This window comes from Streptococcus milleri (assembly GCF_900636525.1).
Taxonomy (GTDB): Bacteria; Bacillota; Bacilli; order Lactobacillales; family Streptococcaceae; genus Streptococcus; species Streptococcus hominis.
The window spans coordinates 1,345,955-1,372,179 of the sequence record NZ_LR134288.1; the positions used below are offsets into that span (position 1 = coordinate 1,345,955).

Annotated in this window: 26 protein-coding genes; 3 read left to right on the top strand and 23 right to left on the bottom strand. The window is 39.1% G+C overall.

Annotated features, from left to right (window positions below):
• Positions 1 to 12: 12 nt before the first annotated feature.
• From EL087_RS06575 to EL087_RS06595, 5 genes are all read right to left on the bottom strand, one after another.
• A complete protein-coding gene (locus tag EL087_RS06575; protein ID WP_003023631.1) occupies positions 13 to 261 on the bottom strand; it encodes a YneF family protein in 249 nt (82 codons plus the stop codon).
• A 54-nt stretch (positions 262 to 315) separates the two neighbouring features.
• On the bottom strand, positions 316 to 1,566 hold the full coding sequence (locus EL087_RS06580; RefSeq protein ID WP_126407595.1) for a diaminopimelate decarboxylase: 1,251 nt from the start codon (positions 1,564 to 1,566) through the stop codon (positions 316 to 318).
• A gap of 84 nt (positions 1,567 to 1,650) precedes the next feature.
• A complete protein-coding gene (locus EL087_RS06585; protein ID WP_126407597.1) occupies positions 1,651 to 2,334 on the bottom strand; it encodes a Bax inhibitor-1/YccA family protein in 684 nt (227 codons plus the stop codon).
• A gap of 25 nt (positions 2,335 to 2,359) precedes the next feature.
• Positions 2,360 to 2,851, bottom strand: coding sequence for an HDIG domain-containing metalloprotein (locus EL087_RS06590; protein WP_126407599.1), 492 nt, complete (start codon positions 2,849 to 2,851; stop codon positions 2,360 to 2,362).
• A 45-nt stretch (positions 2,852 to 2,896) separates the two neighbouring features.
• Positions 2,897 to 3,637, bottom strand: coding sequence for a TrmH family RNA methyltransferase (locus EL087_RS06595; RefSeq protein ID WP_126407601.1), 741 nt, complete (start codon positions 3,635 to 3,637; stop codon positions 2,897 to 2,899).
• Between the two features lie 31 nt (positions 3,638 to 3,668).
• Here EL087_RS06595 and EL087_RS06600 point away from each other — a divergent pair, with 31 nt between their 5' ends.
• A complete protein-coding gene (locus EL087_RS06600) occupies positions 3,669 to 3,947 on the top strand; it encodes an acylphosphatase (RefSeq protein ID WP_003038610.1) in 279 nt (92 codons plus the stop codon).
• Positions 3,948 to 4,026: 79 nt separating this feature from the next.
• A complete protein-coding gene (yidC, locus tag EL087_RS06605) occupies positions 4,027 to 4,944 on the top strand; it encodes a membrane protein insertase YidC (RefSeq protein ID WP_126407603.1) in 918 nt (305 codons plus the stop codon).
• Positions 4,945 to 5,017: 73 nt separating this feature from the next.
• Here yidC and EL087_RS06610 read toward each other — a convergent pair whose 3' ends face one another.
• The 14 genes from EL087_RS06610 to nrdR all read right to left on the bottom strand — a co-directional run bounded on the left by EL087_RS06610 (position 5,018) and on the right by nrdR (position 19,830).
• Positions 5,018 to 5,482 carry an 8-oxo-dGTP diphosphatase gene (locus tag EL087_RS06610; RefSeq protein WP_003041300.1) on the bottom strand — a complete coding sequence of 155 codons (465 nt, stop codon included), beginning with the start codon at positions 5,480 to 5,482 and terminating at the stop codon, positions 5,018 to 5,020.
• 79 nt (positions 5,483 to 5,561) lie between these two features.
• Positions 5,562 to 6,044, bottom strand: a complete 483-nt coding sequence (greA, locus tag EL087_RS06615) for a transcription elongation factor GreA (protein ID WP_003029952.1) — start codon at positions 6,042 to 6,044, stop codon at positions 5,562 to 5,564.
• Positions 6,045 to 6,496: 452 nt separating this feature from the next.
• Positions 6,497 to 8,101 carry an endolytic transglycosylase MltG gene (gene mltG / locus EL087_RS06625; protein ID WP_126407605.1) on the bottom strand — a complete coding sequence of 535 codons (1,605 nt, stop codon included), beginning with the start codon at positions 8,099 to 8,101 and terminating at the stop codon, positions 6,497 to 6,499.
• Positions 8,102 to 8,199: 98 nt separating this feature from the next.
• Positions 8,200 to 8,709, bottom strand: coding sequence for a GNAT family N-acetyltransferase (locus tag EL087_RS06630; RefSeq protein WP_126407608.1), 510 nt, complete (start codon positions 8,707 to 8,709; stop codon positions 8,200 to 8,202).
• Entirely contained in the window at positions 8,706 to 9,239 is a 534-nt protein-coding gene (locus EL087_RS06635) for a GNAT family N-acetyltransferase (RefSeq protein WP_126407610.1), read from the bottom strand. Before EL087_RS06635 ends, EL087_RS06630 begins: the two co-directional genes overlap by 4 nt.
• A complete protein-coding gene (murC, locus tag EL087_RS06640) occupies positions 9,229 to 10,560 on the bottom strand; it encodes a UDP-N-acetylmuramate--L-alanine ligase (protein ID WP_126407612.1) in 1,332 nt (443 codons plus the stop codon). Before murC ends, EL087_RS06635 begins: the two co-directional genes overlap by 11 nt.
• Positions 10,561 to 10,641: 81 nt before the next feature.
• Positions 10,642 to 11,286, bottom strand: coding sequence for a cystathionine gamma-synthase (locus EL087_RS06645; protein WP_106388364.1), 645 nt, complete (start codon positions 11,284 to 11,286; stop codon positions 10,642 to 10,644).
• 40 nt (positions 11,287 to 11,326) lie between these two features.
• Entirely contained in the window at positions 11,327 to 14,437 is a 3,111-nt protein-coding gene (locus EL087_RS06650; RefSeq protein WP_126407614.1) for a DEAD/DEAH box helicase, read from the bottom strand.
• Between the two features lie 80 nt (positions 14,438 to 14,517).
• Entirely contained in the window at positions 14,518 to 14,856 is a 339-nt protein-coding gene (locus tag EL087_RS06655) for a hypothetical protein (protein ID WP_180363196.1), read from the bottom strand.
• A 92-nt stretch (positions 14,857 to 14,948) separates the two neighbouring features.
• Complete coding sequence (der, locus tag EL087_RS06660; protein WP_126407616.1) at positions 14,949 to 16,259, bottom strand: ribosome biogenesis GTPase Der; 1,311 nt, start codon at positions 16,257 to 16,259, stop codon at positions 14,949 to 14,951.
• A 338-nt stretch (positions 16,260 to 16,597) separates the two neighbouring features.
• On the bottom strand, positions 16,598 to 17,311 hold the full coding sequence (locus tag EL087_RS06665; RefSeq protein WP_126407618.1) for an NADPH-dependent oxidoreductase: 714 nt from the start codon (positions 17,309 to 17,311) through the stop codon (positions 16,598 to 16,600).
• Positions 17,308 to 18,207: a primosomal protein DnaI gene (dnaI, locus tag EL087_RS06670; RefSeq protein WP_003029939.1), complete on the bottom strand. Its 900-nt coding sequence runs from the start codon at positions 18,205 to 18,207 to the stop codon at positions 17,308 to 17,310. The genes EL087_RS06665 and dnaI overlap by 4 nt, the downstream gene beginning before the upstream one ends.
• Complete coding sequence (locus tag EL087_RS06675; RefSeq protein WP_003041438.1) at positions 18,208 to 19,356, bottom strand: hypothetical protein; 1,149 nt, start codon at positions 19,354 to 19,356, stop codon at positions 18,208 to 18,210. It abuts the gene before it with no gap.
• Positions 19,357 to 19,830 carry a transcriptional regulator NrdR gene (nrdR, locus tag EL087_RS06680; RefSeq protein WP_003029936.1) on the bottom strand — a complete coding sequence of 158 codons (474 nt, stop codon included), beginning with the start codon at positions 19,828 to 19,830 and terminating at the stop codon, positions 19,357 to 19,359.
• Positions 19,831 to 19,996: 166 nt separating this feature from the next.
• Here nrdR and EL087_RS06685 point away from each other — a divergent pair, with 166 nt between their 5' ends.
• On the top strand, positions 19,997 to 20,608 hold the full coding sequence (locus EL087_RS06685; protein ID WP_126408161.1) for a hypothetical protein: 612 nt from the start codon (positions 19,997 to 19,999) through the stop codon (positions 20,606 to 20,608).
• Positions 20,609 to 20,654: 46 nt separating this feature from the next.
• Here the strand turns inward: EL087_RS06685 and EL087_RS06690 are convergent, their stop codons facing one another.
• From EL087_RS06690 to gndA, 4 genes are all read right to left on the bottom strand, one after another.
• Positions 20,655 to 21,470, bottom strand: a complete 816-nt coding sequence (locus tag EL087_RS06690; RefSeq protein ID WP_126407620.1) for an endonuclease/exonuclease/phosphatase family protein — start codon at positions 21,468 to 21,470, stop codon at positions 20,655 to 20,657.
• A 16-nt stretch (positions 21,471 to 21,486) separates the two neighbouring features.
• Entirely contained in the window at positions 21,487 to 23,676 is a 2,190-nt protein-coding gene (locus EL087_RS06695) for a PTS transporter subunit IIBC (RefSeq protein ID WP_126407622.1), read from the bottom strand.
• A gap of 210 nt (positions 23,677 to 23,886) precedes the next feature.
• Positions 23,887 to 24,576 carry a response regulator transcription factor gene (locus tag EL087_RS06700; protein ID WP_126407624.1) on the bottom strand — a complete coding sequence of 230 codons (690 nt, stop codon included), beginning with the start codon at positions 24,574 to 24,576 and terminating at the stop codon, positions 23,887 to 23,889.
• Positions 24,577 to 24,584: 8 nt separating this feature from the next.
• Positions 24,585 to 26,009, bottom strand: coding sequence for an NADP-dependent phosphogluconate dehydrogenase (gene gndA, locus EL087_RS06705; RefSeq protein WP_003030963.1), 1,425 nt, complete (start codon positions 26,007 to 26,009; stop codon positions 24,585 to 24,587).
• Positions 26,010 to 26,225 lie beyond the last annotated feature (216 nt).

Sequence of the window (26,225 nt, forward strand, 5' to 3'; positions counted from 1 at the left end):
TGTTTTAACAGCTTATTTTTTCTTTTTAGCATTTTCAAGTGCTGCTTTTTGTTGATTTTTAATTTGACGATACACTTGTTGTACCTTTGCTTCATTTGGCTTTTGTCCATTTGCAGATAGCATTGTACGAACCGCATCAATATTCAAACGTGGATTGTCTGCAAATTCTTTTTCAATTTGTTTGCGGACAAGGTACATTCCAGCGAGCATACCACCAAAGAAAGCCAGAATAATCAACAAAATAGCTAATAGTAAATTCATAAATATGTAATCCTCTTTTCCCTTTTTACATCTTCTTATTATATCAAAAATTGTCTATTTTTCAAAATCAAAGCCATACAAAGTTGCGAAGTAATCCTCCGGTATTTCAGCACGCCGAATCATTCGTACACCTCCGTCTTCTTCCAGCAAAATCTCAGCTGAACGAAGTTTGGCATTATACTGATAGCCCATTGAAAAACCATGTGCTCCTGTATCGTGAATCACCAAAGTATCTCCAATATTGGTAATCGGCAGTTCGCGCTGAATGGCAAATTTATCATTGTTTTCGCAAAGACTGCCGACCACATCCACTATTTCTGTCGGTCCATCTGGATGATCCATATTTGTAATATGGTGATAAGCACCATACATGGCGGGACGCAGCAGGTTCACTGCTGAAGCATCTACACCAATGTAAGTGCGGTAAGTCTTCTTTTTATGCAATACTTTCGTCACCAATAATCCATGAGGGGCCAGCATAAAACGTCCCAGTTCCGTAAAAATTTTAACCTTTCCTAAACCTGCAGGTGTTAAAATTTCCTCATAAACTCGGCGAACTCCTTGCCCAATCGCTAAAACGTCATTTGCTTTTTCTTCTGGACGGTAAGGAACGCCTACTCCGCCTGAAAGATTGATAAAATCCAAGTCCACATTGGTCTCAGCTACGACCTCAACGGCTAATTCAAATAGCTGACGGGCTAATTCAGGATAATAATGATTCGTAACAGTGTTAGAAGCCAATAAGGCATGAATCCCAAATTTTTTAACGCCCAACTTTTTTAAATCTTTAAATGCTTGGATGAGTTGTTCTTTGGTCATCCCGAATTTGGCTTCTTCTGGAGAATCCATAATATCTGTTCCCAACTCAAATACACTGCCTGGGTTATAGCGGCAAGAAATGATTTCTGGAATGCTCGCCACTTCCTGTAAAAATGCAACATCTTCATAAGCATCAAAATTGATAGTAGCTCCCAATTCACGCGCAAATTGCATTTCTTTTGCAGGCGTGTCATTGGACGAAAACATCATGTCATTTCCTGAAAAGCCTACTTTTTGGCTCATCAAAAGTTCTACATAGCTGGCGCAATCTACTCCACAGCCTTCATCTTTCAAGATTTTCAAAATAGCCGGATTCGGAGTTGCCTTTACTGCAAAATACTCTTTAAATCCTTGATTCCAAGAAAAGGCTTCCTGAAGCGCGCGAGCTGTCTCACGAATTCCTTTCTCATCATACAAATGAAATGGAGTTGGAAATTGAGCAGTGATTTCAGCTAACTTTTCGCGACTGAGAAATGGTTCTTTCATAGCAAGCCTCATACTTTCTTTTCATTTGCTTTATTATATCATAAAAAAAGAAGCTGAAACCAGTCCAACTTCTAATTCTTACTTTTAATTATCTCTTCCAAAAATACGAAGAATACTGAGGAACAGATTGATAAAATCAAGGTAAAGGCTTAAGGCGAGTGAAACTGCCCAACCAGCCGCTACATTTCCGCCTGATTGCTCATAGACATAGCGGATTCTTTGATTATCCCAAGCAATCAATCCAGAGAAGATAATCACACTAATAATGCTAATGATGAAATCTAGTCCAGAACTTCTAAGGAAAATATTCACCAAACTAGCGATGATAACTCCAATCAGACCTGCAATAAAGGCTCTACCCAAGCCAGAAAGATCTTTTTTGGTAAATTTCCCAATCAATGCCATAGCAAAAAACATCGCTGAAGAAGTAACGAAGGCTGCTAAAACCGTTGCCTGTGTGTAAAGAGCCAATACTAAACTAATCGTAAAGCCATTTAAAGCCGAATAAACTAGAAAAGTTGGCAATGCAGCTGGATTGTTTTTGACAGACATCCCTGAAGCTACCCAGACAAGAACCAACTCAGCAAAAATAGCTAAGTAAAAAATCCAACTATTCGCCATTATTACTGAATAAATCACATCTTGAAATATTGTTAACATCAAAGCCGAGACAAGAGCAGAAATGCCAATCCCCATACCGACTAATGAATAAACTTTAGCGTAAAAACTATTGATACCACTATTTTCTTGAATAACTGTATTGTTCATAAGCTCTCTCCTTTATTATGATATGTTACGATTTTAACATTTTTCGATGAAAAAGTCTTCTTTTAGCGATTCTTTTCCGAACTGGCGCCATGGCTTCCTTGATTGCCCAGTATTTATCCACCATAGTGACAATATAGCCTTCTTTATACCGTGGCGGCGCCAATGTTGCTCCCCACATGTGTTTGAGAATGATGTCTTCTTCTACTTTATTTAAATTGGTTACTTTCCGTGCATTTCGCACTGCTAAGCGAGGGTGTACCCAAGCATGGCTTTTATTAAATTTCGTTTCCCGCCAATCATAATAAAACATATCGTGCAGAAGTCCACCACGTGCGGTACTTTTTGCATCCCAACCTAATTTTTTCGCAATTTTATAACTCGTATAACTAACATGAATCGAATGCTCCAAGCGATTGGAATAAATATGGTGTGTTATGGTTTTTAATTTCTGGACGCGTGGTTGAGCAATCAATTGTCCAACATGCTCCATATACTCTTTGTCTTCTTTATAAAGCATAGAACCACCTCCATGTGCTTCTAATTATAAATATATTTCTAAATTTTAGCTTAAAGCAAAGATGAGAATACCTGCTGCCACGGCGACATTTAAACTCTCAGCTTGTCCTTTCATCGAAATATGAATGAGGTAATCAGCTGCTTCTGCCATTTCAGAACTAATGCCCTGTCCTTCATTTCCCAACACAAGAACAAAATCCGACAGTGGTGCTAACTCCCGATAATCTATCGAATCTTTTGAAAGCGTTGTTGCCAATATCGGCAATTGTGCCTGTTTAGCAAGGTCAAGAAAATCTGCTGTTTTTACTCGGTAAACAGGCAAATGAAAGTGACTGCCTTGCATGGAGCGTAGAGTTTTCAGATTGTAAATATCTGCTGAATGCTGCGAAATAAACACCCCGTCATAACCAGCCGCATCAGCTGTTCGGATAATCGTGCCCACATTCCCTGGATCCTGCACATCTTCTAAAAAAAGATATTTCCCTTTGAGAACGGAAGGAAGCATCTGTTTTTCAAAAGCAATTTCTGCCACGATGCCCTGCGGTGTTTTGGAATCAGCCAAATCCGCCAAAATTTCTGCCGTCACTACATAAACTTGAGGAAAATCCTGCACTCTATCGGCAAATTCTTCTAAAACAAAAATATGCTGAATGTTAGCTTGTGCATTGACTGCTTCTTCAAATAAATGCCAGCCCTCAATTAAGTATGAGTCTTTCCGATATTTTTTTTGAAGTAATTTTTTAGTATTTTTTACCACATTATTCGCTTTTGAGGTTATAATATTCATAGAACTATTATATCACAAAAAGGAGGTTCACATGCAAAAAGTAAGAATGATTGCACAAGGTCGCGTGCAAGGAGTTGGCTTTCGTTGGGGTGTTTACACACTTGCCACAGAAATCGGCGGTATCACAGGGCGTGTCTGGAATAATGAAGACGGGACCGTAGAGATTTTAGCACAAGCGAAGAATCCTGCCCTCATGGCAAAATTTATCCAAGAAATCCGCAAAGGACCAACGCCATTTTCAAAAGTCAGCTATTTAGATGTCACAATGGCTAATTTTGATTCCTATTCAGATTTTAAAATTGCAAATTAGGTCCCAAGAACTATTGTATATTTAGGAAAAAAACAGTAGAATAGAAAGGTATTATTTTTTAGAAAAAGGAAACAAACACGTGAAAAAATTAAATCGTATTTTATTCTCAGGATTAGGGTTATCTATGCTTCTGCTGCTCTCAGGATGTGTGCAAGTAAAAGATGGTAAGCCTGCTGGGTTTGTCTGGGATATCATTGGAAGACCAATGAGCCTTGCCATTCAGTATTTTGCTAATAATATGGGACTTGGTTTTGGTATGGCCATTATCATCGTCACCTTGATTGTGCGCTTGATTATCCTTCCACTTGGACTTTATCAGTCTTGGAAATCAACTTATCAATCTGAAAAGATGAATTACTTGAAACCTATTTTTGAGCCAATCCAAGAACGCATGAAGAATGCGGAAACACAAGAAGAAAAACTGGCTGCTCAACAAGCTCTCATGGCTGCTCAAAAAGAAAATGGTGTCAATATGCTCGGAGGTATCGGATGTCTTCCTCTCCTGATTCAATTACCATTTTTCTCTGCCCTTTATTTCTCTGCTCAATACACTGAAGGAGTGGCTAAGAGTGTCTTCCTAGGAATTCCACTCGGAAAAGCCAGCATTCTCCTTACCGTTATCGTCGGAGTTTTGTATTTTATTCAATCTGCTTTGACCCTTGTCGGTATTGACGAAGTTCAAAAAGAGCAAATGAAGAAAATGATGTACATGAGCCCGCTCATGATTGTCATCTTCTCGTTCACGGCTCCAGCAGGTGTCACACTTTATTGGGTAGTCGGTGGTTTCATCATGATTATCCAACAATTGATTATCAATCATTACATCCGTCCTCAGCTCAGAAAACGCGTAGCTGAAGAATACAAAAATAATCCGCCTAAAGCCATTAAAAATTCTGGTCGTAAAAAAGATGTGACACCTCAAGCACAGGCCGTTATTGAAAATAGAAAACAAAATAAAAAGAAAAATCGTAACGCTGGAAAACAACGTTCAAGATAAGCAAAAAAGCTGGAACAATCATTCCAGCTTTTTGCTTGCCGTTCAATTTAAATGTTCTCATTCAAAAATAAAATTACCAAAATTCGCGAACAAAATCATTTTCTAAACGTTCACTATAAAACAATTCTGACAACGATTTGTCATCAAAAATACGTAGCAAATTTTTTAAATCATAAGCCAATTCGAGAGTGTCCAACTCTTCACGCGCCACCCACTTAACTTCACCTTCTTCTGATGAACGAAGATGTCCTGAAAATTCATTTGCGCGATAAAGAAAGACCAGATAACGAATGCCTTCTGCCGTGTACCAATGTTTCATACCAACCAGTCTAGGATGATGGATTGTTAGTCCCGTTTCTTCATAAATTTCACGCACAACTGCTTGGTGGAGGCTCTCCTTTTCTTCTATATGTCCGCCGGGTAAGGCTGCTCCTGACCAAGAATACATCTTGGGATCACGAATCTGCATGACAATGCGATTTTGATTATCTTCAATCAGACACATATTGGTTAAAATTACTTGAGACTTACGAGCCATATTTCTCTCCTCTATGTTTTGCAGAGACAACCCCCGTGGTACTATTACAATCACGGGGGCTCATCTTACTCATTTTTAATTATGCCGTTTTTTCGACTTTTAGGATTTTTACATCATAACTGCCAACAGGTGTTTCAACAGTAGCTGTATCGCCTGTTTTCTTGCCAATTAGAGCTTGTCCAATAGGGCTTTCATTAGAAACTTTTCCTGCAAAAGCATCTGCTCCTGCTGCACCAACAATCATATAGACTTCTTCGTCCGTTTCGCCAACTTCTTGAATTGTAACAGTCTTACCAATAGCGACTTCATCTTGCGCCACTGCATCGCTATTTACAATTTCAGCATAGCGAATCTTAGTTTCCAGACTTGAGATTTGACCTTCAACAAAAGCCTGCTCATCTTTGGCTGCTTCATACTCACTGTTTTCTGATAAGTCACCATAAGAGCGAGCAATTTTAATACGTTCTACCACTTCTGGACGACGAACTAATTTAAGTTCTTCTAATTCTTTTTCAAGTTTTTCCTTTTCTTCAAGGGTCATAGGATAAGTTTTTTCTGCCATTATTTTTTCTTCTTTCTATTTTTAAAATAAAGAGGGAGTGGGACAGAACTCATCTTGAAAATTTTAGTTCCTAGTCTCACCCCCGCAGGGTTGCTCAACAGTCTCCCAGACTGTTGAGGTGGTGGATAAAGAAAACAAAGTTTTTGTCAAAAGTGTTCTTCCGAACTTGAAAAGCAAACAGCTTTGAGATTTGCTTTTCAAGTTCTATCCGCCACCTCAAAGCAATGCTTTGAGCAATCAGCAACTGCGTCGTTGGTTTATTATAACTATATACTTTATACTTTGAAGCTGGGAACTTTCGTCCCAGCTTCTTTTTAATATTCGCTTGCTTTGCAAGGTGCATTCTTCATCTAGTCTAAAATACACTTGTAGCAATCTTTTTAGACTTATACATCATTGCTCAGAGATGAAACAAAATCGAGTTCTAGGAGTTACGATTTTGTCCCGCTTCTTTAATTCGAACTACTTGATTGTGTCAATTTACTATTAACATGTTCTTGAACATTTTTTTCATGTTCTTCATAGGTATTTGCGAAATAAACATTTCCTGTTTCTGTATTAGCTACGAAGTAAAGATAATCCGTTTTAGCTGGATTAACAGTCGCTTCAATAGCAGAAAGACTAGGATTATCTACAGGACCAGGCATTAAACCGGTATTTTTATAGACATTGTAAGGCGAATCAATATTAGTATCAATCGCAGCGTCTTCTGCTAGGGTTGTCTTTTGACCAAGCTTCCCTTGAGCATACAAAATTGCAATATTACTTTGCAAAGGCATGTTTTGATTTAAACGATTGTAAAAGACACTTGCAATGTTTTTTCGGTCTTGATCTGTTGAACCTTCTTTTTCAACCAAGGACGCAATTGTCAAAACATCATGCACAGTCAAGTTCTTTGAGGCTAAAACATCATAATATTGCGACATGGTTTTATCCATTGCTGCTAACATTTGGTCAATGAGCGTTTCAGATGTTGTGCTATCGGTCACATTGTAAGTAGCAGGGAAAAGATAACCTTCTAAGCGATACTTAACACCGCTCTCTTTTTTCGCTAAGTTGCCTAATAAATTTGGATATTTTGCAACTTCCTGAGTGATAAAATTATCATCTTGCACTTTCTTTAAGAACGTATCCGAAGACAATTTACTTTTCTTCAACTTCGCAATCGTTTTTGCAATTTGGTCAATCGTATATCCTTCGGGAATGGTTAATTTTTCCATTGAGGGATCCTGCGGAGTGTCCGTTCCACCTTGCTGTAGCTTTTTAGCAATCGTATCCAAACTCATGCTCTTTTGCAGATTATAATAACCCGATTGAAAATCTGCATAGTTATTAAACTTAGCATAATAGCTAAAAATCTGAGCATTTTTGATCAAACCAGCTTTTTCCAAGACCGTTCCAATTGCTTTGGTGCTCGATCCAGTCGGAATCTTAACCGTCACATACTTTGTATTTTTCGCATCAACTGGTTGTAAAGCTGATGTAACATAGCGATAAGCAAAGAAACCAGTTAAACCAATCCCTAAAAGTAGCAAAATTAAGACCGTTTTGACGATTTTTCCGGCGATTTTGTTTTGACGCTTCTTCGTGTTAATCGTTTGAGCAGTCCGATTTGAACGAGAAAGTTTCTTTGTGTCTTGCTCTGTTCCGTAAACTGCAGGTTGAACCAATTCTTCCGGAGCTTTACTTTCTTCAACCGCTTGATTGGTTGGGTAAGAAACAGGAACTTTCGTTGTATGAGTATTAAACTCTTTCTCTTCCCTAGCTGCCGTTTCGGCTTCTATTTGTTCAACGGTTGGAAGGGGACTTTCTAAAGGAGCTGGCTCTGGTTCGCCACTTTCTTCTTTTTGAACTTTTGGTATATCCGTTTCAGAAGCAGTTGTTTTCTCCTCTTCCTGTGCAGAAGGAAGCACAGATTGACCCAAACCTAACTTTTCCTGCAAGTCATTAGATTCTTCTACAGGTTTTGGTTGTTCAGTTCCCTTTGCTTTTGCCAAGTCGCGCAGAATCTGCTCTTTAAAACTCAGCCCTTCTTTTTCTTGTGAATCTTCAGCCAAATAGTTGACCTCCTTGTTCAATATCCCTACTATTATATCTTAAAAGGTAAATAAAAGCAATAAGAGAATGCCTTTCTTTCAAGCATTCTACAGAATAATCAATTCTTTTCTCCACTATTGGGAGTTTTCCAAAGCATATCATACCAAACTTCACCTGCATAGGTAGATTGGGATACACCCTCATTGATAAAACCATGTTTTTCATAGTAAGCGACCAAATAATCATGACAGGTTAAGTTGATCCCCAAACGCTGGTCGCGAACAGCAATATCCTTCATTGCATTTAACAAACTTCGACCTAACCCTATATTTTGAGCATTTTTAGCAATAGATAAACTGGTCAACGAAATATAATGGTCTGTCAAATGACTATAATCTTCTACCTCAGAAGTAAAGGATTGGTCTACTAAATGGCGCTCAGGACGAACAGGTCCTTCAAGGTAGCCTAAAATCTGACCGTCTCGTTCAGCGACTAAGAAACTGGTTGTTAGTTTTTGGATATGGGCTTCTAAAATATCTCTACTCAGAGCTTCTTCTGGTCCAAAGTTTTCCCATTCAATAGTTGTAATAGCATCCAAATCTGCTAAATTTGCCTGTCTAATCTTCATTTTCCCTCCTTAAAATATGGATTTTCCCAAACGAATTCATGTAAAATAGCATGGCTATCTCCCCTTTCAGAAATTCCTTCATTTATGAAAGCATTCATTTCGTAGTAAAAAATCAAATCATCTGAACAAACTAGCTGAAGACCTTTCTGATTTTGTGCAACAGCTATTTCTTTGCAAGCAGCTAAAAGCAAAGTTCCCAGCCCTTGACCTTTAAACTCTGGATGAATGGACAAGCGCTGAATCGTCATAAAATCAGAATCTTGCTGCTGTTTTGACGAATTATCTATCATTTCATTTGTCAAATGATGTGAAAAAACGGCTGGCCCTACAATGTAGCCAGCTATTTTCTCATTTAATTCTGCTATTAAAAAGTTCGTTTGACCCTGTTCAATCCATTTTTGGAGCGTTTCTGCACCAGCTGCTTCTGTGGAGAAATTCGCCTCCTCAATCGCAACGATTGTCTCCCAATCTTCCGAAGCAGCTTCTCGAAAGGTAACTTGTGTGACTTGTGGTATTAGATTACTGGACATTGCTTGTCAAATTAGATAGCAAACGTTCAAAAGAATATTCATAAGTCTGAATATCCCCAGCTCCCATGAAAACATAAACAGCATTTGGGTGTTCTAACAATGGCGAAACATTGTCAACAGTAATAATTTCTGCCTTTTTGATAATTTTTTCAGCCAAATCTTCTACTTTGACATCTCCGTGATCCACCTCACGCGCAGAACCATAGATTTGCGCCAAATAAACAGCATCGGCTTGATTCAGGGCTTCGGCAAATTCGTCCAAAAGTGCAATGGTTCTAGTAAAAGTATGTGGTTGGAAAATCGCAACAATTTCTTTACTTGGATATTTCTGGCGAGCTGCATCTAAAGTTGCAATGATTTCAGTAGGGTGATGAGCAAAGTCATCAATAATTGTCGTTCCATTGACCACTTTTTCAGTGAAGCGACGTTTCACACCACCAAAAGTGACTAAATGCTCCCGAACTAAATTCAAATCAAATCCAGCGGTGTATAACAAACCAATGACTGCTGTTGCATTCATAATATTATGACGACCAAAGCTAGGAATCTTAAATTCTCCTAATTCTTCGCCATGGAAAGAGACTTTAAAGCTAGAGCCTGTCGTAGAACGGAGTAAGTCATGAGCGATAAAGTCATTGCCTTCCTTAAAGCCATAGTAATAAATAGGAGCGTTAGCTGTGACCCGGCGCAATTCTTTGTCTTCACCGTAAACAAATAACCCTTTGCTAACCTGCTTAGCATAATCATTAAAAGCATTGAAAACATCTTCTAAGCTGGTGAAATAATCTGGGTGATCGAAGTCAATATTCGTGATAATTGAATATTCAGGATGATAAGGCATGAAATGACGCTCATATTCATCTGCTTCAAACGCAAAATATTTCGCATTTGCAGAGCCACGTCCCGTACCGTCACCAATCAGATAACTGGTATCCGTAATGTTTGACAAAACGTGTGCTAACATACCCGTCGTTGATGTCTTTCCATGTGCCCCTGCCACTCCCATGCTGACAAAATCACGCATAAAGGTCCCAAGGAATTCATGGTAGCGCTTATAAGAAATTCCATTGGCATCAGCGTAGGCAATTTCAATATTATTATCTGGACGGAAAGCATTTCCCGCAATGACTTCTACATCTGCTTGAAGATTTTTTTCGTCAAAAGGCAGGATTTTAATCCCTGCTTGTTCTAAGCCACGTTGTGTAAAATAATATTTCTCCACATCGCTTCCCTGAACGTGATGTCCCATTTGATGCAGCATCAATGCTAAAGCACTCATTCCAGAGCCTTTAATCCCGATAAAATGATAGGTTTTTGTCATAATTTCTCCTTAAATGCTAAGAGCGTTAAATTTAGTGAAACCAAGTTCACACAAAAATATTTGGCTCTTGTCAACGTTCGATTATTTTTCTTCCAGCCGTGTTAAATTTAGCTCTTGCGCTATCCGGCGCTCTCTTTGGCTTTGTAATTCTTTTTTATTGTAAATTTGACTTGTCTTTAAAAAGTCATAATTATTTTTAGCTTTTTTGGGCAATTCATTTGGTTGATGTACAGAAGGCTCCGTCTTGATATCTGCCAAAATATATTGGTCCTGTTTCAAATTCCGACTGTATTTTGCCAGTTCACTACCATTTTCCTTTTGGAAAAATGCTGTTGGTTGATGTGAAATAGCTGTGTTACCATTCGTAACGGCAGGATAGGAGCGCTTTTTAGCAGTAAAATCCGATGTCAAATAAGCTGCCGAACGTTTCTTTTTCAAATCCGCTCTGGCTTCTTCTCTAGCCAATTCTGCATAACTTTTTGAAGCAGACTTTTTGTCTTTGACAGATTGAACAGCTGAAGTCGCTTGATAAGACTTTGCCTGTCCTTCTTTTACTTGACTGTCTGCAATTTTCTTTACAATTGGTTCCCATTCTAAATAATTTTTATCGACATAGTCACCATTAATATTGCTGATAAGATCGCTTTCATCATAAAGGTTCATACGCGGCATTTCTGATAGCATGACTTCATCGTCAGAAATCAATGGAAAAGATTTTTCTTTCATTAGCACATTCCTTTCAACACTTCATTATAACCTATTGATGCTATTTTTCAAGTGTTTCTGGAGAAATTCCTAGAATTTCTCGTATTTCAGCAACGGTTAGGCTGCTGCGCGACTCCGTTCCGTCTAGGATAGTTGACACGAGATGGCGCTTGCTTTCTTGCAATTCTTGAATTTTTTCTTCAATTGTGCCTCGCGTAATCAGGCGATAGACTTCTACATTTCTTTCTTGTCCCATACGGTGAGCTCGACCAATTGCCTGAGACTCTACTGCTGGATTCCACCAAAGGTCAACTAGAATAACGGTATCTGCACCTGTCAGATTTAAGCCAACGCCACCAGCTTTTAGGGAGATTAGAAAAGCGTCTCCTTCTCCATTGTTGAAAGCATTTGTCATCTCTTGACGATCTTTTGCTGGGGTGGAGCCTGTAATTTTAAACGTCTCCATTTTCATCTTTTTCAATTCTTTTTCGATAATATCGAGCATGCCTCGGAATTGAGAAAAAATGAGCACACGGTGGTTTCCTGTCTGAATCTGCTCTAATAGTTCCATCAAGCTTTCTAGTTTGCCACTCTCGCCATGATAATCTTCCATAAAGAGTGCTGGTGTATCACAGATTTGTCGTAAACGCATCAAGCCAGATAAGATTTCCATTTTGCTGCGATTGAGTTCTTCCTCTGTAGAAGCAAGCACGCGCTCCCGCATTTGTTTTAGCTGCGCTAGGTAGATAGCCTTTTGACTATCTGCCAGTTCATTGCGATAAGACACTTCGATAAGATCTGGCAATTCTTGCAAGACATCTTCTTTCTTTCGCCGCATGACAAATGGTTTGATAAAACGAGCGACAGTTTCTGCAGGCAATTTCAAAAAGTTCTTTTTGCTAGGTAATAATCCTGGTAAAACAATTTGAAAAATAGACCATAATTCGCCGAGATTATTTTCAATCGGCGTTCCAGAAAGAGCAAAGGTATTTTTGACCTCAAAATTTCGTAAATGATGAGCAATCTTGGTCTGTGCATTTTTCATGACCTGCGCTTCATCTAAAAAGAGATAATCGAAGTTCAATTGACTATATTCTTCAACATCTTGACGGAAAGAAGCATAGCTTGTAATCATCACCTGATGACTTTCTGCAATCAAGTTATCTCTGACTGGTTTTAATCCATAAATGACCGCTACATCCATTTCTGGTGCAAATTTCGCAAACTCATCCAGCCAATTGTAAATCAAACTAGACGGAGCCAAAATCAAGACATTGATCTCTTTTTTTAGCTGACTACTTAAAAAGGCAATGGTTTGAAGGGTTTTTCCCAACCCCATATCATCTGCTAAAATACCACCAAATCCGTAATGATGAAGCATAGACATCCATTTGACACCAGTTTCTTGGTAATCACGCAAAGTTGCTTCCACTTTTAATGTAGGTAGCGCAAACTCCTCTGGATGCGTCAAGTCAAAGGCTAAATGGCGGAACTCCTCTGAAAAGCTAACTTTTTCTTGGTCTTTAAACAATTCAGATAGCTGATAAGCAGCAATCTTCTGCGTTTGGAAAATGCCGTCTTTTCCTTTTTTAGCTCGTAAATCCTGTAAGGTTTTGCTGACTCTTTTTGTTTCTTCGTCAAAAACGAGCACCTTGCCAGAGCGACTAATGAAATAATCATTAGCCGAAAAAAGAGCTTCTAACGCATCGTCCACTTCTGTCTGGTCAATACTTGTAAAGTCAAACCCGATATCCAACAAGCCACCATTTGTCTGAACAGAAACTGCTGGTCTTTCCACTTGGTACAAGGTTGTCAGGTTTTCTGCCACAGATACCCTTCCCAAGCGTCTAAAATGAGGCAGAGCCACTGTGAAAAAGGAGTAGATTTCTTGTGGTTGCAATGGCGGACGGGTGCTTGTGAAATCTGCTTCAAAACCAGCAGACAGAGCTTGTTGAAAAACCTTTTGTTCTAACTGGAAATCGCTGGCAAATGGCAATTCTTCCAATTCAAGACGAGTATCCACAACACAATTTCCATAGTCAAACTGGATTTTGAGACGAATTTCCTGAGTATCCAATAATTCGAAATCAAACAGCGGAGTAAAAGTATGAATCACCAAACTTTCTGGTGCTTGAATAGAACCGACTTTACCAAATTCTAATAGTCCTGAAGCCAGTTTGGCTTGATCGCTTGTATCAAATTGAAGGCGTTTTTTGCGATCGGTATCCACAGGTAATTCTCGAATCACCTGAATCATCCGCTTTTGTTGCTCCGTCAGTTGATAAAAATGATCTCCATAAAAAATAAAGTCACCACCATATAAGATTTTATAATTTTGCTCTGTAATGATGAGCTCAAAATAATCCGAATTTTCCTCTACTGTAAAATCATAGATGCCTACTTCAGCATGCAAATCTTGAAAAAAGATTTTGTCATAGTCATAAAGACTGTATTCTAAGCGGAAATGCGGCAAATTCATAAGTCGATTCACGCCTTCTTCAAACAGACTAGACGGAAAATAAAGATGTCTAGCTGCATTTGGAAAGATAAAAGAAGCATCTTGATCATGCTGATAAGAAACAAGTCCTCGTAAAAACTGAATCACCTCTTGGCTAGCTTCATCGAAAGCGGCTAATTGCATTTTTTCATAATAGTGCTTGCCGATTTGATAATAATCGCCTTTTTCAACAATCTTTAAAAAAGCACGAATATCTCGGATAACATAGGAGCGCTCATCTGGTAAACGACTGATACGCAAGGTCCACAAAAATTGTCCTGTATAATCATCTTCTTGCCCGACAGCAGACAGTTCATAGCGAACGGCTACATCTTCTGTCTGGAGGATTTTATCCAAGAAGAGACTGCCAAATGAGACCTTCGTTTGAGTTTCTTCTGAAGTTGTCTGCTCCTCTTCTAGATTTGCCAAAACGACTTTCCCTTCAGGATCATTTTTTAGAAAATATTCTAAGCCTGCTAGATGAGCACAGTATTTCTTTTTTTGAAAAAAATCACAGGCGCAAAAAATGGCTTCATCATCCAAGCTATATCGCAGATTGTGATTTTCCACTCGGCTGTAAATCATCTGATCTTTCACTTTGAGAATTTCAATTTTCCCTGCTTCGTAAAGAGCAATTCCTTCTGTCCGAATCTTTCCAGGAATCAATTTTGCCATAAGTACCACCTTTATTTTATCTATTCATTATACCATATTTTCAGTATAAAGAAAAAAAGCAAGGTTCGCCTCGCTTTCTTTTAGAAAATATCCTTGTTGAGCTTTTTATAGTGCTTAGTGCGTGCAATCAACACTTTCATAAAACCGACTAGCAATATTGTATTTCCTATTACTAAGAATACTAAAAGGAGCCAAATTCCCAGTAAAAGTATAGAGAATTTTGTTATCATAAGCCAAATGACGCCCAATGTTATAGCAGCCAAGAAAAGATGTGCAATTCCTACAACTATCAGACTAAAAAGTGATAACCAATAGCGAAAACCAAACGGTTTGTACTTTCTATCATCATAGTGAATATTCACATAAGCTGCACTTGCAATTCCAATGAGCACCACTTTAGCAATATTTATCCAATTCATATTTCTTTCTCACATAAGTACATTAGACTAGTTATCTTGTACTGTACCACTTCTACTATTTTTATGTTCAGCCTTATTTAGCTAGCTCCGCCCTACTTCCGCTTTCTGGCAATGAGATGAATTGGTGTCCCTTCAAATACGAAAGCCTTGCGGATTTGATTTTCTAGGAAACGCATATAAGAAAAGTGCATGAGCTCTTCTTCATTGACAAAGATGACAAAGGTTGGTGGTTTTGTCGCAACTTGTGTCGCATAGAAGATTTTCAGCCGTTTGCCTTTGTCGGTCGGTGTCGGATTAATCGCAATGGCATCCATGATGACGTCGTTGAGAACAGCTGACGGAATGCGAGTATTTTGACTTTGACTAATTCTCTTAATCATGCCTGGCAATTGATGCAAACGTTGCTTAGTCAGAGCTGATACAAAGATAATCGGGGCATAAGACAAGTACTGGAACTGGTCTCGGATATCGGCTTCCCAATTTTGCATGGTCTTGTTATCTTTTTCCAGCGTATCCCACTTGTTAACAACGATAACAATTCCTTTACCTGCTTCATGAGCAAAACCAGCAATCCGCTTATCATACTCGCGAATGCCCTCTTCAGCATTGAGCACCATAAGCACCACATCAGATCGGTCAATCGCTCGCATAGATCGCATAACAGAATACTTCTCTGTATTTTCATAGACCTTGCCTGACTTGCGCATACCTGCTGTATCAATCATGGTAAATTCTTGTCCCTCATTGTCCGTAAAGACCGTGTCAATCGCATCACGAGTAGTTCCAGCCACAGGACTAGCAATCACACGGTCTTCTCCTAAAATCGCATTGATTAAGCTAGACTTGCCGACATTGGGACGACCGATGAGGCTGAATTTAATCATGTCTGGATTTTCAACGGCTTCTTCATTAGGGAGATTTTCAACAATGGCATCTAAAATATCCCCCGTTCCAATCCCATGAACAGAAGAAACGGGATAAGGGTCACCCAAACCAAGCGCATAAAAATCAAAAATTTCACTACGCATCTCTGGGTTATCTACTTTATTAACCGCTAGAATAATCGGCTTGTGGGTCTTGTAGAGCATACGAGCCACATATTCATCCGCATCTGTAATACCTTCTTTTCCAGACACCACAAAAACGATGACATCCGCTTCCTCCATAGCAATCTCTGCTTGGTGCTTGATTTGCTCCATAAAAGGCGCATCTACATCATCAATCCCGCCTGTATCAATCATGCTAAACTTGCGATTCAGCCACTCAGCCGTTGCATAAATACGGTCTCTGGTCACTCCTTCAACATCCTCAACAATCGAAATCCGCTCCCCGGCAATCCGGTTAAAAAGTGTTGATTTGCCGACATTAGGACGGCCGACAATGGCAATAGTTGGTAAAGCCATAGTGTTCCTCTTTCTATTCCAAGAAGCTGGGACAAAATGCTCAGCTTCACTTGTTTATGTAGTTATAATTACAGGACGCAGCGATTTGGAGAAACTCTGTTGACTTTAGTCAATTTAGAATTTCCCATGCACAATTGATTAGCACCTTAGTGCCAATCAATCACTGCTAAGTGGGGGCTAATGTGCTGATAAATCAGCTTTTACAACTCTTTTGACGTCAAGTTTCACTTGACTATTTCCAACTTCGAAAGATTCCCCAAACCTTTCGAGCTGTGCGGGGTGAACCAACAAAATCGAATTGCTTCGAAATGACTGTTTTTGGTCTCACTTCCTTTACTTTATAATAATTTCTTGTCTTGTAATAGATTCTGGCTAGCAGGATTGGGATTTTGAGCAAATTGATTCGTCAACCGCTCGCTCCATGTATCAGTTGCTCGATCTCCAGCATAGTCTGCCTGAATCTGATTATAAGCCTGAATAACAGACGCATCCTGTTCTTGATAATCTTCCTCAAAAACGACTGTTTCATACGGCAGGCGTGGTTTAACAGCATGGTGCTGAGCTGGCTTTCCCAAAGCCATTCCAAAAATAGGATACGTATAATCTGGTAAATTAAACAGCTCTGCTATTTCCCTAGAAGCATAGCGAATCAAGCCAATGATGACCCCGCCATATCCCAGACTTTCAGCCGCCAAAAGAGTATTCTGCGCGACCAGACTAGCGTCAACAGAACTAATCAGAAGATTTTCCACTCCTTGTGGGTAAAAGGCATTTGTGTGAAGTCGCACACCTTTCTCAGCTCGATTGAGGTCTCCGATAAAAAGAAGAAAAACAGACGACTGACGAATAGCCTCCTGAGGCACCAAATCAAACAAGGCTGCTTTCTTTTCCTGACTACGAACAACGATAATCGAATAAGACTGGAAATTCTTCCAGCTGGAGGCTGCCCGACCAGCATCAATAATCGCTTCCAAATCCTCATCTGAAATCTGCTCCTCTGTAAAACGACGAACAGAAGTATGTTTTTTCATCAAATCAATCGTTTCATTCATCGGCGATTTTCTCCTTCCAGACGAACTTCCTCTGCTAAAAATTTTATTCTTTCCATGACTCGACGAGCCTGCCAAGTTTCATCTCCGTTTTTGGATGTCGCAAAATGCCGTTCCAAATCCGCAAAATTAAAATTCGATGTAAAGAAAGTTGGCAAATTTTCCTGCATCCGGTGCTGCAAAATAACCTGCAAAATCTCATCTCGCATCCACGGACTTGATTGCTCCGCACCAATATCATCCAAAATCAATACTTGCGCTACTTTTACTTCATCAATCTTTTCCTTAACTAGACCGGAAGAAATAGCATTCTTTACATCCAAAACAAAACTAGGATAATGAAGCAAGGTCGTAGAAACACTACGTTTTTCCGACAAATCATGTGCCAAAGCCGCCATCATGTAACTTTTCCCTACGCCAAAATCACCATAAAGGTAAATCGCTTTTTTGTAGTTTGGATAATCTGCCACAAAATTCGTCAGCAACTCAAAAGCCTTGTAACGACCAACATCGTCCAAATCCACTTTTGCCAAACTAGCTTCCTTGAGACTAGCAGGAAGACTAATCAAGTTTAAACGTGCATTGATGGTTGCCTGTTTCTGCGCTTCAACTAATTCTGGAGTTTCTTCATAAGAAACATCCGCATAACCCTCATTTTTCACCAAGATTGGCTTATAGCCCTTAGCAATATACGCTTCATCTCCCAGTAAGAATCGATTGCGTTCAGAAATATACTGATTAAACTTAGAAATGCTTCGTTTGATTTCAGCAGGTGTTAATCGCTCAGACTGGATAAAAGCCACTACATCTGGATCGGCTACGATTTGCTTCACCAACTCTTCATAGTTAAATTGACGAGCTTGTTTCCTATGCGCCATCGTTTGTCCAACACTCTCCATCTAGTCACCTCCTTGGTCTAATTTCGCTAAAAGTTTTCTCTTTTGCTCCTCTAGCTCAGCCTGCTTTTCAGCACTTGTTTCATTCTTATAGTCAGGATTGCTCCAGTCGGGAACATTGCTCTTTGAAGTAGCCGTTTGATTTGCTTTTTTGCTTGGTTGTTGATTTCGCTCACGAATTCGCAAAACTGCCTCTTCTGCTGATGTCACTTCTTGATATGAAAAATCATTTGCTACTTTCAAAGCGTATTTTTCATTGAGATTAGCCGAATCCACTTTGTTAAAAGTCAACAGCAAAATCACATTAATCACTTCATCTAACAGTCCCAAATTTGCCAATTCTTGCAAACACTGACGTTCTCCTCGTGTGATTGTCGCATACTTAGTTTTTTTAATTTCTGCTAAAAACTGCATGGCTGACTTACTCTTAGCCTCTCGAATAATCGTTTGTTCAGCGTTAGAAAATCCGCTTGCAGCAGGCTTTTGATTTAATTTTTGCTTCATTCGCTTGGTTGAAATCACATGACCGACAGCCGTCTCCTTAGCCAACAAGTAGGTCTCATACCAAGTCCAATTTTGTTGCTCTGAAATAGCAAAAAGTACCAGCAAATCTTCTTTTTCGTTTTCAAAACGCAAGTTTTCTCGCGCCATCAATTGTTTAAAGTAATCCAAGTCAAAATGATTCTGTTTTGATTGCGTCTCTGCCTTTGCATCTTCCACTTGAAAAATCTCTGACAGCTTCACATCTTGCTTCTCACCATTTGGGTGACTAGGTAACAAAGCCTCTACCGCAGCTTCACCAATCTTCTTTTCTAGCAGGCGCTTGTAAACAGGATTGCTTAAAAATTCACCAGACGATAGTGTGGGCTGCAAATAGACCTGAAAATGATTCTCCGTATGATAAAGCTCTACTAACTGCATAGCAGACAACATTTCTAAACTTTTTTGCAAGGCATTCATCCCCAGATTGAGATGATTCAAAATGTGCCCAAAGGTGTAAGATGATTTCCCATTGTCCCAAAAAGCAAGAAAATACTGATAGATAGAGGTCGCTTCAAGCCCTAAAATTGGCAAATACAGACGAATCAAATTGGTGCTGTCCTGGCTAATCAGATTATTCTTCACAAAAGAAAATTGATCATTCGGTTTCATCTATTGTTCCTTTTTCTTTTTCGCTGTTTTTGTAATCTGTTTCAAGAGGTTTTCCAACTCGCTCACATCTTTAAAGCTACGATAAACACTAGCAAAACGAACATAAGTAATTTCATCTAAATCCGCTAACTCTTCCATTACTAAACCACCGATATACTCGCTTGCAATCTCGTTTTCATTGCTGCTGCGCACTTTTTGCTCAATTCTGCTGACAATTTCCTCAATCTCATCACTAGAAACAGGACGTTTTTGCGCCGAACGAATGATTCCATTAAAGATCTTGTCTCTTGAAAATTGTTCCCGCGTGCCATCTTTTTTAACGACAACGAGCGTCCGTTCTTCTACACGTTCATAAGTCGTAAAGCGATACTGACATTCATCACACTCACGACGACGACGAATTGTATTACCATCTTCTGCTTGCCGACTGTCAATAACACTTGATTTACTACCACCACACTTAGGACAACGCATCTGCTTCCCTCCTGAATTCTTAATACTTCATTATACCATGTTTTAAGAAATAACAAAAGATAGGACCTTCCTCACGAAAACATATAATAATCCGTTATCCTATTTACTTCTCTCGAGAAATTTTATATAATAAATTGTAAACGTTATCATTTTAAGGAGAATTATGATGAAAAGATTTTTTTCTGTTGCCTTTTTTAAAGACAAAAAGAATATCGCTATTCTAACGCTAGTAGTTCTTTTATTGGGATCGTTTTCTGCCATGGGAAACCAGCAGAAGGACGAGAAAGAATATAAGGTACAGATTCAAAAATTAACAAAAAGCAATGAAGAAGCCGCGAAAGACTACAAAACATTAAAAAATGAGTTTGACTCCTACAAAAAAGAAAACGAGCAATATATTGCTCTAGGTAAAAAAGAGGAACAGACAAAGAAAGAGAAAGCCGCAGAGGAAAAGAAGAAAAAGGAAGCGGAAAAAGCTAAGCAAGAAAAAGAGGCTGCAGAAAAAGCAGAAAAAGAACAAGAAATAGCTAGACAAGCAGAAGAAAAACGAAAACAAGAAGAAGCAGCTGCCGCTCAAGCGCAGCAACAACAAGAGGCTGCTACAGCACAAGAAGCTCAACAGCAGGAACGAACCGTTTATGTAGCTCGTAACGGAACTGCTGATGTTTATTGGTACAGCTTAGATAATATGCCACGCAATACACGGTTTGACAGAGTAGTCACCATGACCGAGGCCGACGCTATCAATGCTGGAAAACGACACACCTCTAAAGAATGACAACCAAAAACGGGAAGTTTTATCTTGAACTTCCCGTTTTTGGTTGTTAAAATGCAACTTCTGCTTCTAACCCAAAATGGTCACTAACAACAGGTGTTGCTTTGCCGTCAAAAACAACAGCAGATTTTTCAATGTTGAAATCTTTACTTGTAAAGATATAATCAATTTTTAGAGCTTCCTTATTTCCAGCCCAGCCAGCAATATCGCCTTCAACCGTTGCTGTACCAACGACTGTGTCAGCAACAGCATGACTATCTTGCAAAGCAAGTGGACTTCTTAGAATGTGCTGATAGCCTTCATAACCGACAGGATTGTTAAAATCTCCCATCAATACCAAAGGCATGTTGCATTGTAACAATTCTTCTTCTATCTGTGCCCACTCTTCTTGGAAGCCTTTATTCCACCAGGAAAGATGACAGGAAGCCACCGTTACAAGCCGTCCATCAACTTCTGTTTCCGCCAAAAGTACTTTTCTAGTGTGATAATCCGTTGGATCGTTGGCATTTGAAACCAATAACTCCCTTGGTTTCAATGGATTTAAGGATAAAATAGCAACTCCCTCATGAAACCGATCAAAACCAATATGATTATAAGCCCAAGACCAATGATAAATAAGACCTTTCTCTACCAATCTCTCCACAAGACAATGTGCAAAGTGGTCTTTATGAATCGCAATGGCGCCATCTACCGCATGATAAAATGGAGCCTGAACAACCTGTTCAGACTCCATTTCTTGATTGACTTCCTGCAGGCAAATGACATCATATTTTTCTTGAAGAATCCGCTCAGCTAGTTGATCTAGCTTTTTTCCTTGCTCATCTTCCATCCAACTATGAGTATTTAAAGTCAGGAATTTTGCCATGATTTCTCTTTTCTATTTACAATTCTACTTTAGCAACAACCGTTTTCACTGCTACTTTGCCGAATGTTTCAACCGTTACAGATTTAATAGCTTGTGCATTTGTGAAGACAACAACTGTTGAAGTTTCACGACCTGCCGCTTTGATAGCTTCTAAATCAGCTGTCACAAGAAGATCACCTGCTGCAACTTTTTGTCCTTCTGCAACATGTACTTCAAATGGTTTACCTTCAAGACTGACTGTATCAAGTCCGATATGAACAAGCACTTCAAGACCATTATCAGTCAAGAGACCAAGAGCGTGTTTTGTAGGGAAAATGCTTGTAACAGTACCTGCTACTGGTGAGTAGATATTCCCATTTTCAGGTTCAACTGCAAATCCGTCACCCATCATTTTTTGTGAGAAGACAGGATCTTTCACATCAGAGATAGCAATGACTTCACCGTCAGCAACCGTTTCAACTTCTTCTGTTACACCTTTGTAGCTCACTTCCGCAGCTTGTGAAGCTGTCATTTGACTCGGAAGAGTTTCGGGAATCACTTCACCTGAGTCAAGTAAGTCTTGAATATCAGATTTCAGAACGTCCGCTTTCGGACCATAAATCGCTTGAACACCTTGGCCTTTCATCACCAAGCCCATTGCTCCTTCAGCTTTCCATTGTTCTTCTGTACCAACTTTTTCAGCATCTTTGACAGTTACACGGAGACGTGTCATACAAGCATCTACATCAACGATATTTGCGCGTCCGCCAAGAAGGTTAACGATATTTACAGCTTGGGATGCTTCTGCTACTTTGCCACCAGCTTGAGCAGATGAATCACTATCTTCCCCATCAGCTGTTTCATAGTTACCATTACGTCCTGGAGTTGCGTAGTTAAATTTCTTAATCATGAAGTTGGCAATAAAGTACATTCCAACTGCAAAGAGAACTGTTACCCAAATAAAGTTAATGATATCCATACCCAAACCAGCGTTGATTGCAAGTGGGGTACGAGTCAAGAATTCAATCGAACCAAATGAGTGCATACGCAAGTGAACAATATCTGCCATAGCAAAGGCTAACCCTTGCACAACAGCATACACCAAATAAAGAGGTGTTGCAACAAACATAAACATGTATTCAATTGGTTCTGTAACACCTGTTAAGAAAGTTGCAAGTCCTGTTGCAATCATCATCCCTTTGTATTTATGTTTCTTATCATCATCTACATTTCGATAAATTGCAAAGGCAACCCCCATCAAAATACCAAATGAACCAATCATTTGCCCAACTTTAAAACGAGCTGGAGTAATACTATTTAGAAGATGTTGATATTGGTCAGCGTGTGAACCTTTTAAATTAACAAGGTCTGTTACCCAAGCCAACCATAATGGATCTTGACCAAATACAGTCGTTCCTTTAGCAGCCCCTGTCAACACTTCATATGTCCCACCTAATTGAGTATAGTTGATTGGAATTGTCAACATATGGTGAAGTCCAAATGGTAAAAGAAGACGTTCTAAAGTACCAAACAAGAATGGTGCGAGAATTGGAGCTGTCTTTTGAGAGTTAGCAATCCAAATACCAAAATTGTTGATCCCAGTTTGAACAACTGGCCAAAATACTGCAAGAATCAAAGCCACAATTGTAGAACGCAAAATAACAACGAATGGCACAAACCGTTTACCATTAAAGAATGAAAGCGCATCTGGTAATTTACGGTAATTATAATATTTGTTGTAAGCAGTTGCTCCAACAAAACCGGCAATGATACCAACAAACACCCCCATATTAAGGGCAGGAGCTTCAAGTACACTTACAAAATAATCAGCCACCTTAATGGTTCCACCAAAGACAGTTTTTACAGTAGCTCCTTGTTTTGTAAGAAGGTCTGAAGTTACTCCAAAAAAGACCCCTGTAATACGGTTAATTAAAATAAATGAAAGTCCGGCCGCAAATGCACCACCAGCACGTTCTTTTGCCCAGCTACCTCCAATAGCTAATGCAAACAAAATGTGAAGGTTTCCGATAACTCCCCAACCAATTTGCTCAAGAATACCGCCTGTTGTAACAAGAGCAGCTACATTTGGATTGATCATTGGAATGGACTTACCAATACTGATCATCAAACCAGCCGCAGGCATTACTGCGATAACGACCATCAGAGCTTTTCCGAATTTTTGCCAAAATTCGAAACTGAATATGTTTTTGAATGTCTCTTTCATCATTCATATCTCCTTATAAAAATTCCACAAACGTTTTACGAAAACGTTTGCATTTATTTGACTCTTTAATTATATCATATATTTCTATTTTGTAAAGCGTTTTTATATAATATTTTAAAAATTTTTCCTATTTCTTGCTTGCAAATTGTAATAGACTAGGGAAATACGCCCATTAGAAAAGTGCAGAAAAACGATATTTCCTGCACCTCAGAGTTATTCTTGCATAGCATAACCAACACCACGCACGGTTTTTATATAACTTTTTTGCCCCGCTATATCAATTTTACTACGAAGATAACGAATATAAACATCGACAACATTTGTTTCAACAGCTCCTTCGTATTTCCACACGCGTTCTAACAACTGTTCACGGCTTAAAGCCTGATGACTTCCCATCAATGTTGCTAATAAATCATACTCTCTTCGAGTCAAAGCAATCACTTCTTCACCTCGATAAACTGTATGATTTTGCACATCAATCCGAAGATTCCGATAAGATGTTGGAACTTTCATCTGACTACAATGCTGGTCAATAAAATCACGCCCACGAAAAATGGCAGAAATTTTTTCAACTAAGTCCGTCACAATGAATGGTTCTACCATGTAAGCAACAGCAAAGCGTTGGATTTCCTCAGTATATTGAAGAATATTATCACGATTATCCAATACAATGATGACCGAAGCAGGCTTTATCACACTTAATTGTGCGGCAAATTCTGTTCCTGTCATATCGTCAAGCATAAAATTCAACAGGAATAAATCGTATTGATTCGCTCGCACAGACGCCAAAGCATCTTTTCCCGTTTCGAAAAGATCAACCCGATAACCTTCTTTTTGTAATTCTAAGCCAATAAATTGCGCTAATTTTTTTTCTTTCTCAACTAATAAAATCCGCTTCGCCATAGCCTATCCTATTTTTCATCATACCAAGAATAGTGGTAAATTCCTTCTTTGTCCTTGCGCTCATACGTATGCGCACCAAAGTAATCGCGTTGCGCTTGAATTAAATTGGCTGGCAAGTTTTCTGCACGATAGCTATCAAAGTAAGCAATCGCACTAGAGAACGTTGGTACCGGCACACCTGCTTGAACAGCCAACGCCACTACATCACGAACAGCTTGTTGGTATTTGGCAGTGACGTCCATAAAATATTCGTCAAGCAGTAAGTTTGCAAGATCTGGATTACGTCCGTATGCATCTGTAATTTTTTGCAAGAAACGAGCACGAATGATACAACCAGCACGCCAAATAGAAGCAATTTCACCAAACGGAAGATTCCAATCCTGTTCTTTAGATGCTACACGCAATTGTGAGAAACCTTGTGCATAAGACATAATTTTCGAGAAGTAGAGGGCTTGACGAATTTTTTCAATCAATTCAGCCTTGTCTCCTTCAAATTTAAATGCAGCTGGTTTTGGAAGAACCTTGCTTGCAGCCACACGTTCATCTTTATAAGCAGAAATATAGCGTGCAAAGACAGACTCTGTAATGAGCGGAAGCGGTACACCAAAGTCAAGAGCTGATTGACTCGTCCATTTACCAGTTCCTTTATTTCCAGCCGCATCCAAAATGTAATCAACGATTGGTCCATCTTGACCTTCATCATCTTTACGAGTCAAAATATCAGCAGTGATTTCAATCAGATAGCTATCCAACTCACCTTTATTCCATTCTGTAAAGATGTCAGCCATTTCTGCTGCTGAAAATCCAAGCAAGTGTTGCATTAAATCATAGCTTTCCGCAATCAATTGCATATCACCATATTCAATCCCATTGTGAACCATTTTTACATAATGACCTGCACCGTTTGGACCGATGTAAGTCACACATGGCGCACCGTCTTCTGGTGCTTTCGCTGAAATTTCTTCCAACACATCTGCTACTAATTCATAGGCTTCTTTTTGCCCACCAGGCATGATAGACGGTCCTTCAAGCGCACCTTTTTCGCCACCAGATACACCTGTTCCAATGAAATTGATTCCTGAATTTGCCAATTCTTCTGAACGACGAATGGTATCTTTATAGAAAGTATTTCCACCGTCAATCAAGATATCTCCCTTATCAAGGAAAGGTAAAAGTGCCTGAATCGTTGCATCAGTTCCTGGTCCAGCTTTGACCATGAGCATGATACGACGTGGTTTTTCGATAGAATTTACAAAACTTTCCACATCATAACTTGGAACAAAGTTTTTTTCAGGGTGAGATGCAATCACATCTTCTGTTTTATTCGCTGAGCGGTTGTAAATTGCTACTGTATAGCCACGAGATTCAATATTAAGGGCAAGGTTACGACCCATGACGGCCATACCAACAACACCAAAATTCGCTTTTGTCATTTTGTACTCCTCTTTTTAGTTTGTTTTATTTTATCATTTTTATGCGTGAAAATAAAGGATTTGTTATTTTACATGAAACTATTTGCTAGCATAAATAGAAAAACATATAAGTAAAATAATTCTTAGAGCCTGTCCCCGCAAAGATAGTTTTGTCAGACGAAGATTCACTCCTCAGTTAATCTAGATAAAAATTTGCAAGAATACTGAATATATTTC